Origin of the sequence: Cupriavidus campinensis, assembly GCF_905397395.1 — a bacterium.
GTDB lineage: Bacteria > Pseudomonadota > Gammaproteobacteria > Burkholderiales > Burkholderiaceae > Cupriavidus > Cupriavidus campinensis.
On the sequence record NZ_CAJPVH010000005.1, the window covers coordinates 1 to 17,482 of the forward strand.

Sequence of the window (17,482 nt, forward strand, 5' to 3'; positions counted from 1 at the left end):
TTCTTGAGCGCGGCGACAAGGAAGATGGTTCCCCACACCTCACAAACGACTCTTCAACGAGGCAGTCTGATTGTCCGATTCGGAGAAACCCGGCAGGCCGCTATGGGTCGGTAGCGGCCCGTTACTACGGACTGGTTTCGCCGTGGGGCCGCGCTTTTCAACCGCCCCGCTGCCGAATCAATCGACCAGCCCCCGCACAAAAACTGCCGTGCCGACCTTTGAATCTTGGCTGGCAGGAGGTGTGCGCCGCAGTACGCATTCTGGCGACGCACTCTTGTGCCCCTGCCCGGTATTTCCCTACGGCAGGGTCCCGGGCGGCAGCACGCTCCATCCTGAAACACTACTGGATGTCGTCCTCCCGTGACTCCGGAGGACGCCGTTTTGGTCGAATTCGAAAAGGACCATCACCGACCGAATCTCGCCGCCTGAGAACAGAGGGCCAATGAACGGCAGAAAGCTCTCGGGATGTGGCCTGGAGCTGGCAAACGAATAGATCAGGACCGTCGAGCCGCTGCTTAGGGATGCCCGCCAGGTCGGATTTCCGAGCTGCCCGGTAATGTCGTCGAGCGTGGAGAAGCCGATCATGAAGTGCGACAACTGTTCCTGCTTCACATCGACGCCAGTAGACACGCAGGCAGCCAACCCCAAAGTCGCCAAAAGAATGTGAACACGCCTCATGGCGAACCGGGCTCGTCCATTGAAGACCAGTGTGAGGAAGGACATGGCGCTTCTGGCGACTGACCGTTGACGGCAACCACCGGCCAGATGGATTCCGTGAATCGTTCACAAACACGTGGCCGTCTCCTACATTTATAGGCGCCTGAAGAGCACAACCCCATGCCGTGGGGGCTCATGCCACGCGTCCCGGAGCACATCATGGATACAAAAAGCGAATTGCAACGCACCATGGATGCGCTGGTTCAGGCCGGCAAAGGCCTTCTGGCTGCCGACGAAAGCGGGCCAACGATCGCCAAGCGGTTCGAGCACATCGGTGTCCCATCGAGCGAGGAGACGCGCCGCGCGTGGCGCAGCCTGCTCTTGTCCACGCCGGGGCTCGGCGAGTTCATCAGTGGCGTGATCCTGTACGAGGAAACGCTGGGGCAGCGCGCCGACGATGGCACACCGTTACCGGAGATGGCGGCGCGCCAGGGCATCGTGCCCGGCATCAAGGTGGACAAGGGCAAGCTGGCGCTCGCCCACGCACCCGGGGACGAGATCACCGAGGGCCTCGATGGGCTGGCGAAGCGGCTCGCAGGCTATCGCCAGCAGGGCGCGCGCTTCGCTAAGTGGCGCGCGGTGTACAACGTCTCGGACACACTGCCCGGCCGGCTCGCCATCGCAGCGAACGCGGACGTGCTGGCGCGCTATGCCGCGATCTGCCAGGAAGCGGGCGTGGTGCCGATCGTCGAGCCCGAGGTGCTGATGGACGGCGCGCACACCATGGCGCGTTGCGCCGAGGTGTCCGAGGCCGTGCTGCACGAAGTCTTCCACGCCTTGCACCGGCACGCGGTGGTGCTCGAGCACATGCTGCTGAAACCGAGCATGGTGCTGCCCGGCAAGGCGTGCGGGCGTACTGCAGCGGCCGAAGTCGCCATGCATACCGTGCAGGTGCTCAGGCGCACGGTGCCGGCGGCGGTGCCGGGCGTTTTCTTCCTGTCCGGCGGCCAGACACCCTCCGAAGCCACCGCCAATCTCGATGCGATGAACCGACTCGCCCCGCTGCCCTGGCGGCTGTCGTTTTCGTACGGGCGCGCCTTGCAGGAACCGGCGCTGCTGGCGTGGAGAGGCGAGGCAGGCAACGCGGCACTCGCACAACGGGCCCTGTTGCAACGCTCCCGCCTGAACGGCATGGCCTGCCTGGGCCAATACCAGGCGGCGCTCGAGGATGCCACAGGCTGAGCCTGCAACACGCTCAGTGCGCCACGTGGGACGTCGGCATCCGAGCGGCGTCTCGTTCGTTCAGAGGGCTGGGCGAAGACCGTGGAATTGGCTCGCACTTTCCAGCAGGCCGGCGAGATGAAGAATCGTCGACTCGGCCTGCCAACTGGATACCAATTGAACGTTGATCGGCATGCCGTCGTGGCTTGATCCGAACCGAATTGACAATCCCGGAAGGCCGGTCAGGTTCAGGGGCACGGTTGCTCCCTGCAGATAGGTGGCGTCGACGGTTTGGCCATTGATGAGGAATGTCGAGACGCCATGCTTGTGCGCCGGAATCGGCAACACGGGCGTGAGCAACGCATCGAACCGCTGGAAATAGTCAGCGAAACCGTCGCGCAGCCGCTCCGCAGCCTGCTCGGCCTCGATGTAGTCCTTCATGGACGTGTCGGGTGTGGCGAGCATCGTCCGGGCCATCACGTAGAGTTCATCGTCGCGCCGGCCAGCGGTAGCCTCCAGGAATGCGGGCTTCATCTCCATGACGTGGAGGCGATTGAAGACGTCGAGGGCAAAGTCCCGCTCCAGCGCGGGAATGCGCACCGGCTCCACGATGCATCCGACGCCCGCAAGCGCCTCTGCGGCAGCTTGCACCGTTGCGGCCACCTCGGGATCGATTGGCCCGAAACCGGGCTCCACAAGCCAGCCCACTCGAACGGGTCGGGCGGGCGAGCGGCCCACGCCCGCATCAAACGACACGGTGCTCGAAGCGAAGGCATCCGCACCATCGGGCCCCGTCAAGAGCGAGTAAGCAAGCGCGATGTCGCGAACACTGCGCGCCATCGGCCCTACGTGCCAGAATCGACGCGGCGCTCGTGGCCAGATACCCGTCATCGGAATGCGCCCGTGGGTGGCCTTCAGCGACGTGATGCCCGTTTGTGCCGCCGGCCCGCGCACGGAGATCGCCAGATCGGTGCCCAGGCCTAGCGGAGACATGCCCGCGGCGATGGCAGCCGACTCGCCGCCGCTCGAGCCCCCTGGCGTGCGCTCAAGATTCCAAGGATTGTTCGACCGACCGGATAACAGGTTGTCGCTTTCGATCCAGTAGGAAAACTCGGGAAGATTCGTCTTCGCCAGCAGAATGCCACCGGCCGCTTTCAGGCGCGCAACGCTGGTCGCATCGACGTCTGGGGTGCGGCCCGCGAAGATGGGCGAGCCACGCTGCGTCGGAACACCCGCCGTGTCGAGCGAGTCTTTCGCCGTGAACGGCACGCCGTGGAGCGGGCCCAATTCCTTGCCCGCCATGACGGCGGCCTCGGCGGCCCGGGCGGCCTCCATTGCCCCGTCCGCGATGGTCACCACCGCATTGATCCTTGGATTGACGGCCTCGATACGGTCAAGGTGTGCTTGAACCACTTCGACAGGAGAAAATTCCCGCTGGCGGATCAGTTGGGCAAGCTTGACGGCGTCTTGATAGAAGATTTCAGAGTCCATGACGTGTGTCTCTATGTGAACAGATGAACAAGGTGGCCCCAGCCACCTACCTAACGTTTGTTAGGCTGAACTCTAGGAGTTATAATCGGCTCCGTCAACATCAAATTCTCGTCCAGGCAAACCAGTGAAGAACCCCGCAGGCACAAACTCGGCTGACAAGATCCTGGCTGCGGCCACGAGAATCGCGCAGGCACATGGCTATGGCGGGCTCAGCATCCGCGACCTGGCTGAAGACGTCGGCATCAAGGCCGCCAGCATCTATCACCACTTCCCAAGCAAGGCGGATCTCGCCGCGGCGGTGGCCAAGCGCTATTGGGAGGACTCGGCGGCGCTGCTGGAGGCCATGTGGAAGGAACTGAACGACCCGCTGGCGTGGCTGCGGCAATATCCCAATACATTCCGCAAGTCGCTGGAAAACGAGAACCGCATTTGTCTTTGCAGCTTCATGGGCGCCGAGTACGACGACCTGCCCCAGCCGGTGAAGGACGAGGTTCAGCGTTTCGCCGACGTCAATGTGGCCTGGCTCGGCAAAGCCCTGTCTGCCGCTTCCCTTGTGGATGCCGATGAGACCGAGCGCCGGGCCCGCGCCATCTTCGCCGCGATTGCCGGCGCCCAACTCATGGCGCGCAGCCGGTCGGATATCACGCTCTACGACGCGTTGCTTGAAAGCTATCGCGCGGCGGGACTGCTGCCGGCTTAAGCCCAGCCCCGCACACCGTCGACAAGCAAAAGCCCAAAAAAATACCCACTGCCGGGAGGGAGTGGGTATCCAAAGTGGTATGGACAAGTCGCGGAATTCGTCCACGTGGCGATCCTCGCACCCCAGCATGCGAGTGCCAATAATCTTTCCGGACTAGCCGGGCGTCTGCGCAACGCCCCGCATGGACAAGCTGGCCGGAATCGAGTCCAATCGTTTCCTCCCCCGCCCCCTGCCCTCCATGCCCCGTGCCCGCCTGCTGCTGATCGATGACCACACCCTGTTCCGCACCGGGCTCAAGCTGTTGCTCGCTGACAGCCCGAGCGTGGATACGATCATCGAGGCCGGTTCCGTGATGGAGGCCGTGGCGCAGCACGGTGAGAAGCCGGTGGACATCGTCCTGCTGGACATCCAGATGCCGGGGCTGAACGGGATCGAGGGCGTGAAGGTACTTAAACGTCACTTTACCGTGGCCAGGTTCCTGATCGTCTCGGGCACCTCCGGGCTGGACGCCATTCCGGCCGAGGCGCGCAAGGACATTGCCGGATTCCTGCCCAAGTCTGCCGATGCGCGCGAGATCGAGGACGCGATTGCCTGCTGCCTCGCCGGCGGCACGCACTTCGCCACGGAAGGCAACGGCGGCTGCCTCGATGGCCTGAACGGGCTGAATGGCGCCCCGCAGGCCGCGTCTTATGCGCCGAGCCAGCTCACGCCGCGCCAGCTGGAGGTGCTTGGGCAACTCAACCTGGGGCGCTCGAACAAGGTCATCGCCTATCACCTCGGGCTGTCCGAGAACACCGTGCGCGTGCATGTGGCGGCCATTCTCGACCACCTGGGCGTGGTCAGCCGCGTGGAAGCCATCCTCGAAGCCCAGCGCCGCGGGCTGGTGCAGGCGCAACGCTGACTGCCCGCCGGCATTCGCATGACATCGACTTCCTTCGGCCTGCTCCCGCGCTACGACGAGCCGCGCCTGCTGACGGCGCAGATGGAGCTGATCGACCAGAGTTTCGGCATCGCCATGCTGGGCTGCGCGCTGGCCGCGCTGATCCTGGCCAGCGGGCTGACCATCACCGGCGGGCACCCCGGCGCCCTGCCCTGGGCCACGGCCATGACCGTGGCCTGCGCGGCGGCCTATTTTGGCCGGCTGGCGGTGCCGAACCGGCTCACCGAGTCCGGCTCGGGCCGCTACGCGCGCGTCATGACCGCAATGCTGGTGCTGATCGGCAGCCTGTGGGGGCTGGTGGCCTGGCTCTACCTCGATATCCGCTCCCCGGCCGTGGTGATCTGCGTGCTGTCGCTGATTGCCGGGATGAGCGCGGCGGCGCTGGCGGTGTTCTCCGCCTGCCTGCCGGTGGCGGTGGGCTTCTTCATCCCGTCGATTGTGCCGGTCTGGATGGTCTTCCTGGCCACGGGCGATATCGCCTACCTGCCGATGTTCCTCGGCACGCCGCTCTATCTGGTGGTGCTGATGATCTTCGCGCGCAACTACGCGCGCGTGGCGCGCCATGCCATTACGCTGCGCTTCGAGAACGTCGAACTGATTTCGCAGTTGCGCGACCAGACCGCGCGCGCCGGCCACGCCCAGCGCGAGGCCGAGGAAGCCAACCGGGCGAAGTCGGTGTTCCTGGCCTCGGCCAGCCACGACCTGCGCCAGCCGCTGCACGCGCTGGGGCTGTTCCTGGTCTCGCTGGGCCGCACGCAGCTCGATGAGCACCAGCGCCAGCTGCTGGCCCATATCGAAGCCTCGTCCGGCGCGGCCCGGGAGATGCTGAACACGCTGCTCGATTTCTCCAAGCTGGAAGCGGGCGTGATCACGCCCCGGCCGCGCCCGTTCCGCCTGCAACCGCTGCTGTACAAGCTTGAGAACGAGTTCGCGCCGCAGGCCAATGCGCGCGGGCTGGTCTACCGCACGCGCGACACCACCGCCACGCTGTTCGGCGACCCCACGCTGGTGGAGCTGATCCTGCGCAACCTGATCGCCAACGCCATCCGCTACACGCGCACGGGCGGCGTGCTGGTGGCCTGCCGCACACGCCGCTTCCATGTGTCGGTGGAGGTCTGGGACACCGGCATCGGCATTCCGGCCGCGCAGCACCGGGACATCTTCCGCGAGTTCCACCAGCTCGGGAATCCTGAGCGCGACCAGCGCAAGGGGCTGGGGTTGGGGCTGGCCATCGTCGAAGGGCTGGCGCGCACGATGCAGACGCGCGTGACGCTGGCCTCCGCGCCCGGGCGCGGGTCGGTGTTCCGGCTGCGGCTACCGCTGGCCTGGACAGCGCCCGAGGAGGTGGCCCATCCGCGTGCCGCGATGCGGTTGAATGGGCTGCGCGTGCTGGTGATCGACGACGATCCGGCCATCCGTGAGGCCATGGCCGGGCTGCTGGCGGTCTGGCACTGCCACTGCCGCACCGCCGAGAGCGAGGAGGAGGCGCTGGCCACGCTGGACGCCTTCACCCCGGACCTGATCCTGGCCGATTACCGCCTGCGCGGCCATCGCACCGGGCAGGAAGCCATGGCGGCCATCCGCGAGCGCGTGGGCCGCGCGCTACCGGCCATCATCATCACCGGCGACACCGCCGCCGACCGCCTGCGGCATGCCCATGCCGGGGGCACGGCCCTGCTCCACAAACCCGTGGTGCCAGGCGAGCTCCACGCGGCCATCAGCGCGCTGCTGCGCGACACCCGCTGGGTGGAAATCGACCCGGGTGAATGGTCGCGGACGGAACAATAAGCGCCACCCCTATTCATGCATTAAAAGCATGAATGAATCAGTCCTATTAATTGGACTTAGATCAGCACCCCCACCACACTGCAAGGCAGAAGCGGGCCCGGCACCGCAGCTCGTCCGGCCAACGCGCACGTCATCCCCAACAATGACCCAGCAGCGAGGAGCCTTGCATGCCTTTGTCCCCATCCGGCGACCTGCCGACCCATGATCTGCTGATCGACGGCCAGCGTGTGCCGCCCGGAAGTGGCGAATACTCCACTGACATCAATCCCGCCACCGAGGCACCCATCGCCCGCGTGGCGCAGGGCAATGCCGCCGATGTGGACCGCGCCGTGCAGGCCGCACGCGCCGCACTGAAGGTCTGGAACGGCATGCGTGCCGCCGAGCGCGGGCGCATTCTCTACCGCTTCGCCGACCTGCTGGAGGCCCATGCCGAGGAACTGGTGCAACTGGAAAGCCAGGACGCCGGCAAGCCGCTGGCCGGTGTGCGGCGCCAGGACGTGCCGGCCGCCATCGACACCGTGCGCTACTACGCCGGCTGGTGCGACAAGATCAACGGCCAGGTGATTCCCGCCCGCAACGACGCGCTGACCTACACCGTGCGCGAGCCGGTGGGCGTGGTGGCGGCCATCGTGCCGTGGAATTTCCCGCTGATGATCGGCATGTGGAAGATTGCCCCGGCGCTGGCGTGCGGCTGCACGCTGGTGGTCAAGCCGGCCGAGATCACCCCGCTTTCCGCGCTGCGCGTGGCCGAACTGGCGCTCGAGGCCGGCGTGCCACCGGGCGTGTTCAATATCGTCACGGGCAAGGGCAGCGTGGTGGGCAACGCGCTGGTGGCGCATCCGGGCGTCGACAAGGTGACCTTCACGGGCTCGCCCGGCGTGGGGCGCGGCATCATGCAGGGCGCGGCGGCCAACTTCAAGCGCGTGACGCTGGAGCTGGGCGGCAAGTCCGCCAATGTGATTTTTGCCGATGCCGACCTGGACGCCGCCACGCGCGCGGCGGCTTCCGGCATCTTCTTCAACGCGGGGCAGGTCTGCTCGGCGGGCTCGCGCATCCTGGCGCAGCGGCAGGTCTACGACGAAGTCGTCGAACGGATGGCCGAGCGCGCCCGCGCGATCCGCGTGGGCGATCCGGCCGAACCCGGCACGACCATGGGCCCGGTAGTTTCGGCCGCGCAGATGAAGACCGTGCTGGACTACGTGGAGATCGGCAAGAAAGAAGGCGCGAGCGCGGTTACCGGCGGCGCACGCATCGGCGAACGCGGCTTCTACGTGGCGCCCACCGTGTTCGCCAACGTCGAGCACGAGATGCGGATCTCGCAGGAGGAAATCTTCGGCCCGGTGGCCAGCGTGATCCCGTTCGACGATGAGGCGGATGCGGTGCGCATCGCCAACGGCACCGCGTTCAGTCTGGCCGCCGGGGTGTGGAGCGCGGACATCGCGCGCGTGCACAAGGTGGCCGGCGAACTGCGCGCGGGCACCGTGTGGATCAACACCTATGGCTATACGGACGTGCGGCTGCCGTGGGGCGGGTCGGGCGACTCGGGCCTGGGGCGCGAGCACGGCGACGCCGCCATCGAGAACTTCACGGAGCCAAAGGCGATCTGGCTGTCGCTACGCTAGCGTCAGCCAGAACCGGAGGAAGAGGCGATGCGGAGGGTCAGCCGACCATCCGCATCGGCAGCAGCGCGTAAGCGATCGTCAGCACGCCGACGATGGCCGGAGAGCCGTACTTGAGCGCCAGGCTCTGCGACTGCACGCCCAGATACGTGTAGGCGCAGATCAGCATCATGGCGCAGGCAAAAACAAGGCCGTCATAGACTTGCATGGATGTCTCCCAGAGTTCGTTCTTCGACTACTTCTGTGATGGCGGGCTGGCTCGAATCGGGGCGCCCGCGGTACTGCCCAACGCAATCTATTGAGGCCCATGGTCGTCACTTCACCGGGTCGTGACAATCATGGAAATCCCTGCTCGTGCCGCGCCTGGCTCATCGCCTATGGCGCGTGCCTTATCTGCCGCACCGCACCAATCCGCGTCGCCGCCGCACCCGGCGCTGCGGACGGGGCGAGCCCAGCGACGCCGGGTCGTTGCCGAACGGGATCGGGTGGTCCATGTACGCGTTCAGCTTGTCGCGCACGAAGGACGTGTCATCGCCCACCGTCGAGATGATGCCCGTGGTGGCGCCGCCGCCCAGCAGCAGCGTGAAGATGCCGCGATACGGGAAGTCGCCATAGGCCGGGGCGCTGACGTCGAACGGCACCGAACGCTCGAACATGTCCTTGGCGCTCGTGCCCATCGCCCAGTGGAAGGCGTCCGGGAACTGCAGGGCGATGATCTTCGGGTTGATGTTGTGGTAATCGGTGCCGATGGCCGGATCGCCGAGGATGTAGGTGCCGCCCGTGCCCCAGTTCTGCGTGTCGAAGTCGTCGTTGACCGGGTCCGTCACCAGCGGCGCATGGCTGGCCGGCACCTGCCACGGCATGATCGGCACCTTGAGATCGCGGCTCAGCTCGGCGCAGAAGTCGAAGAAGCGCTTCCACTCGTGCACCCAGTAGCAATAGCCATTGGCATAGGCGCGGATCGTGAAATCGTCGGCCTCGTAGCGGTCCACGGCGAGGAAGTCCGGTGCGTACGCGCCCTCGTGGACCTTCAGCGCCCGCACATAGGCGGCGGTAACGCGCGCGTTGCGCTTCGGGGAGTCGTCGGACGAGTAGATCCATTCGGAGGCCCCCACCCCCCACAGGTTGACCTGCCAGCCGAAGGTGACCGCCGGCGCCACGGTGCGGATCAGCCAGTTCACGGCCGCCACGTAGCCCCGGATGTTCTCTTCGATGTTCTGCGGAATCGTGGCGACGACCTTCCAGTGGGCCAGGGCCTGCCGCAGCGGCTCGCGCACGGGCATGGCGTAGTCCGGCGCGAATCCGCCCTGCTGGCAGGCGCCGAGGAAGTCCGGGTTGACGACGAAGCCGCACGGCACCGGATGGTCGACATCCGTGTGTTCCTTCGCCAAATTCAGCGACAGGATGAGGTTGCCGAAGCTGTGGGCCAGGCCCTGCGTGTTGGCGAGTTGCGTGGGCGTGTCCCCGAGGGACAGGTTGCAGGTATAGGACACCATCACCGGCAGCACCTGGTGGCCGCCGCCAATCTGCTGCTCCACATCGCGCGCCAGCAGGATGGTGCGCGTGGTCTGCGCATCGTCGGTCAGGTACTGGCCGGGATCGCCGGCCCCGTCGAAGCCCGCGTACTTGAACACCGACGACGCGCGCGCCGCGACGAAGTCCACCGCATTGCCGGGCGTCAGGTCGGCGCAGCCGCCGAAGCTCAGGAAATCGGGGAAGCCGCGCACCTTGAGGTTGGCGCCCTGCGAGACGTCGATATGCAGCTGCGCCTTGCCCGTGGACAGCACGACGAGGTAGTCAGCCGTCTGCGTGTTGTACACCACACCGTCGTAGATGAAGTCCGACACCTCCACGGTGTACGCCTGCGGCTGCACGGGCACGGCGAGGTTGTAGCTATGCGTGCCCGCCACGAGGTGAAAGGTCTGGTGATAGCTCATGTTCGGCGCCACCAGGCGCACGTCCAGCGGCGCATTGACGGTCACGTCCGAGGTGATGACGACCGGCAGCGTGACGAAGCCGGTGGTGTTGACCACCGTGGACTGCATGTCGGCGGCCGTGAACGCGACGAACTCGAGCTTGGTATCGAGCGAACGGTGCTGGGACGGGAACGTGTGGCGAACATTGTTCACCGCGATGCTCGCCACGCTGATGTCGACCACGCCAACCAGCGGCAGCCCGCGCAGCTGCGTGAGATGCCCCGGCGGACTCGAGAATGCGGCGAGCGTGTCGATGGAGTTGCGGGCAATCACCGTGACGTCGAGCAGTTCGTCGGCCAGCACGGGAATATCGCCAATCGACACATCGAGCGCGGCGGTGTACTTCGCCGGGTCATAGACCACCATGATGACCGCATTGCTGCCGGGCGTGACCGTGACGGTCGACGGCTGCACGTGGGCCGTGGACACGACCGTGCCGGCGTGGTTCGACAGCGGGCTGGCGGTAATCGAATACGTGCCGGCCGGCAGCGCCAGCGGCGTGGTCGTGCCCGGCGCCACTGTCTCCACATGGACTTGGGTGCCCTGCGTGAAGTACAGGGTCTGGGCGGACGAATACAGGCGCTCATCGGGCGCCGAGTTGGCCTGCACGCTGACGATGCCGTTGGTATCCGGCAGGGTATCCGCGGCCAGCGCGAAAGACGACAGGTAGTCGGCCGCGCCGGGGCCGGTCAGGTCGCCATTGATGCCGATATTGATCTTGTCCTGGGCGGCAAAGGTGTGGCCCAGCTCGAAAATGAGCTTGGCGGTGACGTCCCAGGTCTGGCTGTCGATCTGGTCATTCGTGGTCTCCGCCGTGGTCGGCGTCCACATCCAGAACTGCGGATTGAAGTCGGTGGGCTGCACCGATGCCGGGGAATGGAACCCCATGCCGAGGAAGTCGTTGACCCGGACCGCGCTGCCATCGGCGTAGCGGATATTCGTGACCGAGATCACGCCATACCACTGCGACGCCCCGCTCTCCACCTTGATGTCGTAAAGCACTGCCATGATCCCTGCCTCCGCACGTTCGTCAGCGCGGCGCCCCGTGCGCCAGCGTCAGCGCAGGTTAGGCGGCAAGCGGGAATCGGAGAATGGATTGGCAATGCGCGCCGGATGCATCAGATGGATCAGGCGCGCCGGGAAAGACCGGACAAGGGGAAGTCAGGGACTCAGCGCTGGCCGAAATGCGCGTCGCGGAACAGCTTTTCAAGCCCGCGCGGCTGGGAGCGCCAGTACTGCTTCGGGGCGTCCACGCTGGCGCCGAGCTTGGCGGCGGCGTGCCACGGCCAGCGCGGATCGTAGAGCATGGCGCGCGCAATCGAGATGACATCGGCCTCGTTGTTGGCGACGATGGACTCGGCCTGCTCGGGCTCCGTGATCAGGCCCACGGCCAGCGTCGGCAGGCCCACCTCGGCCTTCACGCGCTGCGCGTAAGGCACCTGGTAGCCCGGCCCGAGCTTGATGGCCTGCTGCGGGGACACGCCGCCCGTGCTCACATGCACCGCCGCGCACCCGCGCGCCTTGAGCGCGTGGGACAGCGCCAGCGTGCCGTCGATGTCCCAGCCGTTCGGCACCCAGTCCGTGGCGGAGACGCGCATCCACACGGGCCGCTCGGCGGGAAACGCCTCGCGCACGGCATCGAACACTTCCAGCGGAAAGCGCATGCGGTTCTCCAGGCTGCCGCCGTATTCGTCGGTGCGATGATTGGCCAGCGGCGACAGGAACTGGTGCAGCAGGTAGCCGTGCGCGCCGTGCACCTCGATGCCGTCGATGCCGAGCCGCGCGGCGCGCTTGGCTGCGGCGACGAAATCGTCACGAATCTTGCGCATGCCGGCCTTGTCCAGCGCCAGGGGCGGCACTTCGTCCGCGCCATGCGGCACTGCCGACGGCGCCACGGTCTGCCAGCCGCGCGGCTGGTCCGGGCGGATCTGCGCACCGCCCTCCCAGGGCGCCTGGCTCGACGCCTTGCGGCCCGCGTGCGCAAGCTGCACGCTCACCGCAATGGGGGAATACTTGCGCACCGCGTCCAGCACGCGGCCCAGCGCGGCCTCGTTGGCATCGCTGTACAGGCCGAGGTCGTCCGGCGAGATGCGGCCCTCGGGCGACACCGCCGTGGCCTCGACGATCAGCAGCCCGGCACCCGAGAGCGCCATGTGGCCCAGGTGAATCATGTGCCAGTCGGTAGCCGAGCCCTCGTCGGCCGAGTACTGGCACATCGGCGCAATGGCGATGCGGTTGGCAAGTTCGAGATTACCGATCTTGTAGGGCGTGAAAAGTTGGGACATGAACAGGTTCCTTCGGAGGCCTTCAGGCGTAGGCGGGTGTCACGATGTTGGCGATTGTAGTGGCGAGCGGAAAACCTTGCTCGCAACGCCCGCACAACGCCGCCGACCCTTATCGCACCCGTCCCCGCAGCACCAGATCCGCCCCCAGCGCAATCATGAAGGCCACCGCGCCGCAGGCGAAGATCAGCGCGTAGTTCTCGTGGGTGTGCGCAAACAGGTACGAGTAGCCATAGCCGGCCAGCACCTGGAACAGCGCGAAGGCGCTGGTCACGCGGCTCCATGCCGCGCGTTGGGCGCTGGGGTCGTGCGGCAGCGTGTCGTGCACGCGGCCCAGCATCAGCGGCACCACGCCGGGCGTAAACGCGCCGAGCACGATGGTGGCCGCCACGATGACCACGGGGCCGTCCCACAGCGCCAGCGCCCCCACGGCCAGGGCCTGGAGCAGCAGCGCCAGCCGGTAGGCGTTGCGGAAGCCCATGCGGTCACCCAAAAAGCCGGAGACCAGCGGCCCGGCGATGGCGGCCACACCATAGAGCACCCAGTAGCCGGCGCCCACGTTGGGGCCCTGCCCCAGCCCGCGCGCCACGTAATCCACCAGCAGCACCATCGCCGGCACGAGCCCCAGCGCGTTGGCCGCGTATTGCAGGCTCAGCAGCCGCAGCGTGGGCCGCTCGGCGCGCAGCGCTGCACCAATTTCGGGATGCCCGGCGGGCGGGGTCGGCGTGCCAGCCGGCGCATCGGTGGCGGGCCAGCCGAACCAGCTCAACGCCGTCAGCACCAGCGCCAGCGCGCCAAGGCCGAGCCACGTCTCGCGCAGCCCCAGCGTCAGCAGTGCCGGCACCAGCGTGCCGGATGCCGCGATGCCCAGCCCCAGGCCGAGAAAGATCATGCCGCTGACGAAACCGCGCCGCGCCGGGGCGATATGGGGCAGGATGGCCGTCGCCACGAGCACCATGATGGCGCCGCCGGACAGCCCGGACAGGAAGCGCCAGACGAAGTACCAGCTCGTCGAGACCGGGAACGCGCAGGCGAAGAACGCCGCCGTGGCGGCCACCATCAGCCAGCGCAGCGCATGGCGGTTGGACAGCCGCGCCGCGATCGGCCGGCCAAACAGCGCGCCGGCGAAGTAGCCCGCGAAGTTGGCGGCGCTGAGCGTGACCGTATCGGCGGCCGTAAACCAGTGCGCGTCGATCAGCGGGGGAATCAGCGGCGTATAGGCAAAGCGTGCGAGGCCGATGGCGACCAGGCTCGCGCAGAGACCGGCCAGCGCGGCATAAAGGGCCCGGGCATCGAGCGCGCGGCCCGTGCCAGCGGCATTGCCCGGGGACCGGATCGCAGTGGGTGGTGGTGCCGTGGCGGCATCTTGGGACATGACGGAACTCCTTGGGGACGAACGCCGCCCCCGCGCTGCGCCGGCAGCCCGTTGGCGGATAAATCAGGGGGGGATTGCGAGGCGGGCCGGGGGCCCTCAGCGGATCAGCATCAACACGATGGCGGGGGCATGGATGGCAGGTTCAGCATGGACAACGCCTGCCGCACCATCGCCTCCAGCAGTGCGCGCTCGGGCATCACGCGCGACAGCACGCGCAAGCCCACCTGCACGGCCAGCAGGTTGGCGGCCACGTCCTCGGGGACAAAGCCGGCATCCAGCGTGCCGGCGGCCTGTGCGGCGCGCACGGAACGTTCGAAGAACGCCCGTAGATCGTCCAGTTCCTCGGCCACCACCTCGCGCAGCGCCGGGTCGTCGGACGAGGCATCCAGCGAAGCATTGATCAGCATGCAGCCGCGATGCTGGGGGTCAGCCAGCGCGCGCTCCACACTTTCGCCGAAGAACGCGGCAATGGCCTGCGCCGGCGGATGGTTTGCCTCCGCCCGCGCAATGCGGGCACGGAGCGACTTGTTCAGGTAGTCATCCAGCGCCAGCAGGAACAGCGAGCGCTTGTCGCCAAACGCGTTGTAGAGGCTGGGCTGGGTCAGGCCCATGGCCTGCGTCAGCTCACGCGTGGACGTGGCCTGGTAGCCCTTGTCCAGAAAGGTGTTCTGGGCGGCGGCCAGCGCGGCTGCCGCGTCGAATTGCCGGGGTCTTGCCATGACGGATTCCGTTTTGTATCGGTCGGTATGGAACGGATTATAGAGCGATCGATACAAAACGCAAGGTCGGATGCGGCACCGCCGCAAAAAAAGCCGCCCGGCGTGAACCGGGCGGGGTGTTGGCAGATACGGGTGATGCAGTGCCGACTTTATTGGCTCAGCTTCACCACGGTGAACTGCGGGTCCGCCGCAATCGCCTGTTCCGTGAACGGCAGGGAAATCCAGCGTTTGGCCGAGAACTCCCGCATCTGGTCCCAGGCGTGGGGCGAGTTCGGGTCGACCGACTGGCCATAGACCAGCAGCGCCTGCGCTACCGGGCCGTGGTCATCGAACCCCACGGTCTGGACGTAGCTGGTGCCGAAGTAGACGTGCAGGCCCTGCGCCGACACCGGCTGGCTGGTCAGCTTGTTCAGCACGCCCTCGTACTCCTCCCCGCCGTGGAGCGCGATGCGGCCTGCCGGCGAAATCGCGGCCTGAACCTCGCCAAGTGGCGCATCAAGCGCAAATCCAGCCGTGTGCATGGCCCCGACCGCATCCTTGAGCGCCTTGAACACCGCCGGCCCCACCGTGCCGTCCTGCATGCGCAGGCCGCGCGGCGTGTTGACCGGGTCCGCCGCATTGAACGCCACGGCATAGACGTTGGGGATGGTGTGCGCGCGCATCCAGAACTCGCGGAACAGCGGCGCCGCCCGGCTCTCCACATTGCTGCGGCGGTCCCACTTGCCCAGCGCCGCGCAGCCATCGCGCAGATCGGCATCGGCCTGGGCCGCCTTGCCGGCGCAGGCGCGCAGCAGGTCGTCCAGCACGATTTCGGCCGCCAGGTTGCGGTCCCGGAACAGCACGGCCTGCAGGCTCGGCACGTCGAAGCGGTTGCCGGGCAGGCCATCCACGCCCGAAAGCCGCTTGCCGATCTCCATCAGGCCCACCCGCGTGCGCAGCCGCTGCGGCACGCCCTGCGGCCCGAGCACTGGCGAGAAGCCCTCCAGCTTCTGCGCCGGGTTGGTCAGCCAGGAGCTGTCGTTGCTGTTGGCCACGAAGTCGTCGCGCTCCAGCACGGGCATGGCCGATGGCGGCACGAGGCCCGGCACCGGCGAGGCAGCGTCCACGGTCCAGTTGCACGCGGCGCGCGAGCCATCCAGCAACACCATGCCGGTACCCACAAGCAGCTTTTTCGCCAGCGCGGCGCCATCGCCGGCCGGCGCGCACTGGCCGAGCATCGTCGCCGAGACGTTCGGCGTGACCGACACATCGGCGAACAGCGCGCGGCCATGGCGGTCCGTGGCGATCGTATTGACCCAGGGGATGCCGAGATTGCCGATGGCCTGGCGGACGTCGCCCACATTGCCGGCGCGGGCAATGTCCAGCCATGTGTCGATGGCGCGCATGTTGTTGCGGTTGGCGTCGCGCAGCGTGTAGGCGCGCTGGGCAGTCCACGGCAGGCCGGCGGCCGGCATCGCCACCACCGGGCCGTACTCGGTCATATAGAAGGTGTGCGTGCGCGCCGCCAGCGTGCCGTCAGGCTGGCGCACGTCGTAGCGCACCGTCTTCGTGGTCATCTTGTGCGGCTTGCCGTCGATCAGGTAGGTGGTCGGGTCGCCTTCGGCCAGCTTCAGTTCGAACAGCGTGAAACGGCGCGCGGTGGACACCGTGTGGGTCCACGCCACGTCCTTGTTGAAGCCGATGCTGATGATGGGGAAGGACGCAATCGACGCGCCCATCACGTCCAGCTTGCCCGGGACGGTCAGGTGGGCTTCGAAAAAGCGGTTGGTGGTGGTCCACGGAAAGTGCGGATTGCCGAGCAGCAGGCCGCGCCCGTTGGCCGTGGCGGCCTTGCCGAAGGCCCAGCCGTTGCTGCCGATGGGCGGATCGAGCAGCTGGAGGTCGCGGTTGACGGCCTCGACATCGATCGCCGCCACGTCGAGCTTATCGGACAAGGCCGCCGCAGCCTTGCCGGCGGCGGGCGGCGCGGCGGCCAGAATGCCGGCCGCGAGCGCGCCGGCGCTGGCCTGGATGCTCTTTTCCTCGGCCAGGCGCGCCATGTCCAGCGCGGTGACGGGCCGCACCCACGCGGCATTGCGGCACGCGGCGGGGCGCTGCGCTGGCGGGGTGTCGCGCAGATAGCGGTTGTAGCCGGCGATGTAGCCGCGCAGCAGTTCGCGCGCCTCAGGCGACTGCTTGGCCATGCCGGCCTGCAGGGCCTCATCGTCCAGAATCGCGCGGAAGAAGGCGTCGGCGTCGCCGTTGCGCAGGCGCTTGAACGAGACCTCGGTGGTCTGGTCCGGCCCGAACACGGCGGCGCGTTCGCCGCTGACCGTGACGAGCTGGTCGGCCATCAGGCAGACGTTGTCCTGCGCGTAGGCGTAGGCCATGCCGAACGCCACGCCGGCGTAGTCGTTGGCACGGATGTGCGGAATGCCGTACGACGTGCGCCGGATCTCCGCGCTCAGGCCCTGCTCGCTGCCGTATCCGCTGCCGTATCCGCTGCCATATCCGCTGCCATATCCGCCGCCGGTGGCGCAGCCGGTCAGCGCGGTGGCTGCCAACGCCAGCGTGGCGAGCGTGGTCGCGCCTCGCGCAATGCGATGCTTCATCTGTCTCTCTCCATTCTTGTGATTGTTCTGGGTGCCGCGTGGGCAATGGTCGGGTAAATCGGGGCATGACAGGTAGGGGGAATCTCGCCAGAATTGGTGGCAATGCCGCCATGCGGCGCCGCC

13 protein-coding genes are annotated in these 17,482 nt (G+C 67.1%); 5 read left to right on the forward strand and 8 right to left on the reverse strand.

Going from position 1 to position 17,482, the window contains the following annotated elements; translation table 11 throughout:
* Window positions 1-297: 297 nt before the first annotated feature.
* Window positions 298-678, reverse strand: a complete 381-nt coding sequence (locus KHO18_RS04550) for a hypothetical protein (protein ID WP_144203584.1) — start codon at window positions 676-678, stop codon at window positions 298-300.
* Between the two features lie 198 nt (window positions 679-876).
* On the opposite strand from KHO18_RS04550, the gene KHO18_RS04555 reads away from it, so the two are divergent.
* The gene (locus KHO18_RS04555) at window positions 877-1,899 is read left to right on the forward strand and encodes a class I fructose-bisphosphate aldolase (protein ID WP_144203582.1); all 1,023 of its coding nucleotides are present in this window, start codon (window positions 877-879) and stop codon (window positions 1,897-1,899) included.
* 60 nt (window positions 1,900-1,959) lie between these two features.
* Here KHO18_RS04555 and KHO18_RS04560 read toward each other — a convergent pair whose 3' ends face one another.
* A complete protein-coding gene (locus tag KHO18_RS04560; RefSeq protein ID WP_211942841.1) occupies window positions 1,960-3,369 on the reverse strand; it encodes an amidase in 1,410 nt (469 codons plus the stop codon).
* Between the two features lie 124 nt (window positions 3,370-3,493).
* Here KHO18_RS04560 and KHO18_RS04565 point away from each other — a divergent pair, with 124 nt between their 5' ends.
* The 4 genes from KHO18_RS04565 to KHO18_RS04580 all read left to right on the forward strand — a co-directional run bounded on the left by KHO18_RS04565 (window position 3,494) and on the right by KHO18_RS04580 (window position 8,419).
* Window positions 3,494-4,069 carry a TetR/AcrR family transcriptional regulator gene (locus KHO18_RS04565; RefSeq protein ID WP_211942842.1) on the forward strand — a complete coding sequence of 192 codons (576 nt, stop codon included), beginning with the start codon at window positions 3,494-3,496 and terminating at the stop codon, window positions 4,067-4,069.
* A gap of 238 nt (window positions 4,070-4,307) precedes the next feature.
* Window positions 4,308-4,970, forward strand: a complete 663-nt coding sequence (locus KHO18_RS04570; RefSeq protein ID WP_211942843.1) for a response regulator transcription factor — start codon at window positions 4,308-4,310, stop codon at window positions 4,968-4,970.
* 18 nt (window positions 4,971-4,988) lie between these two features.
* Entirely contained in the window at window positions 4,989-6,797 is a 1,809-nt protein-coding gene (locus KHO18_RS04575; RefSeq protein WP_144203573.1) for an ATP-binding response regulator, read from the forward strand.
* A 167-nt stretch (window positions 6,798-6,964) separates the two neighbouring features.
* Window positions 6,965-8,419 carry an aldehyde dehydrogenase family protein gene (locus KHO18_RS04580; RefSeq protein ID WP_144203571.1) on the forward strand — a complete coding sequence of 485 codons (1,455 nt, stop codon included), beginning with the start codon at window positions 6,965-6,967 and terminating at the stop codon, window positions 8,417-8,419.
* Between the two features lie 37 nt (window positions 8,420-8,456).
* On the opposite strand, the gene KHO18_RS04585 is transcribed toward KHO18_RS04580, so the two are convergent.
* The 6 genes from KHO18_RS04585 to KHO18_RS04610 form a co-directional block, all read right to left on the reverse strand.
* Window positions 8,457-8,624, reverse strand: coding sequence for a hypothetical protein (locus KHO18_RS04585; protein WP_177219923.1), 168 nt, complete (start codon window positions 8,622-8,624; stop codon window positions 8,457-8,459).
* 181 nt (window positions 8,625-8,805) lie between these two features.
* A complete protein-coding gene (locus tag KHO18_RS04590; protein ID WP_186296999.1) occupies window positions 8,806-11,400 on the reverse strand; it encodes a hypothetical protein in 2,595 nt (864 codons plus the stop codon).
* 161 nt (window positions 11,401-11,561) lie between these two features.
* Window positions 11,562-12,677 (reverse strand): NADH:flavin oxidoreductase/NADH oxidase, encoded by a 1,116-nt coding sequence (locus KHO18_RS04595; RefSeq protein WP_211942844.1) that lies wholly within the window; start codon window positions 12,675-12,677, stop codon window positions 11,562-11,564.
* 109 nt (window positions 12,678-12,786) lie between these two features.
* Complete coding sequence (locus KHO18_RS04600; protein ID WP_144203567.1) at window positions 12,787-14,049, reverse strand: YbfB/YjiJ family MFS transporter; 1,263 nt, start codon at window positions 14,047-14,049, stop codon at window positions 12,787-12,789.
* 110 nt (window positions 14,050-14,159) lie between these two features.
* The gene (locus KHO18_RS04605) at window positions 14,160-14,768 is read right to left on the reverse strand and encodes a TetR/AcrR family transcriptional regulator (RefSeq protein ID WP_144203565.1); all 609 of its coding nucleotides are present in this window, start codon (window positions 14,766-14,768) and stop codon (window positions 14,160-14,162) included.
* A 149-nt stretch (window positions 14,769-14,917) separates the two neighbouring features.
* On the reverse strand, window positions 14,918-17,359 hold the full coding sequence (locus KHO18_RS04610) for an acylase (RefSeq protein WP_211942845.1): 2,442 nt from the start codon (window positions 17,357-17,359) through the stop codon (window positions 14,918-14,920).
* Between the last annotated feature and the right edge of the window lie 123 nt (window positions 17,360-17,482).

Coding starts and splice junctions, on each gene's coding strand:
- KHO18_RS04550 (WP_144203584.1), bottom strand. CDS start 678: ATGAGGCGTGTTCACATTCTTTTGGCGACTTTGGGGTTGGCTGCCTGC.
- KHO18_RS04555 (WP_144203582.1), top strand. CDS start 877: ATGGATACAAAAAGCGAATTGCAACGCACCATGGATGCGCTGGTTCAG.
- KHO18_RS04560 (WP_211942841.1), bottom strand. CDS start 3,369: ATGGACTCTGAAATCTTCTATCAAGACGCCGTCAAGCTTGCCCAACTG.
- KHO18_RS04570 (WP_211942843.1), top strand. CDS start 4,308: ATGCCCCGTGCCCGCCTGCTGCTGATCGATGACCACACCCTGTTCCGC.
- KHO18_RS04575 (WP_144203573.1), top strand. CDS start 4,989: ATGACATCGACTTCCTTCGGCCTGCTCCCGCGCTACGACGAGCCGCGC.
- KHO18_RS04580 (WP_144203571.1), top strand. CDS start 6,965: ATGCCTTTGTCCCCATCCGGCGACCTGCCGACCCATGATCTGCTGATC.
- KHO18_RS04585 (WP_177219923.1), bottom strand. CDS start 8,624: ATGCAAGTCTATGACGGCCTTGTTTTTGCCTGCGCCATGATGCTGATC.
- KHO18_RS04590 (WP_186296999.1), bottom strand. CDS start 11,400: ATGGCAGTGCTTTACGACATCAAGGTGGAGAGCGGGGCGTCGCAGTGG.
- KHO18_RS04595 (WP_211942844.1), bottom strand. CDS start 12,677: ATGTCCCAACTTTTCACGCCCTACAAGATCGGTAATCTCGAACTTGCC.
- KHO18_RS04600 (WP_144203567.1), bottom strand. CDS start 14,049: ATGTCCCAAGATGCCGCCACGGCACCACCACCCACTGCGATCCGGTCC.
- KHO18_RS04605 (WP_144203565.1), bottom strand. CDS start 14,768: ATGGCAAGACCCCGGCAATTCGACGCGGCAGCCGCGCTGGCCGCCGCC.
- KHO18_RS04610 (WP_211942845.1), bottom strand. CDS start 17,359: ATGAAGCATCGCATTGCGCGAGGCGCGACCACGCTCGCCACGCTGGCG.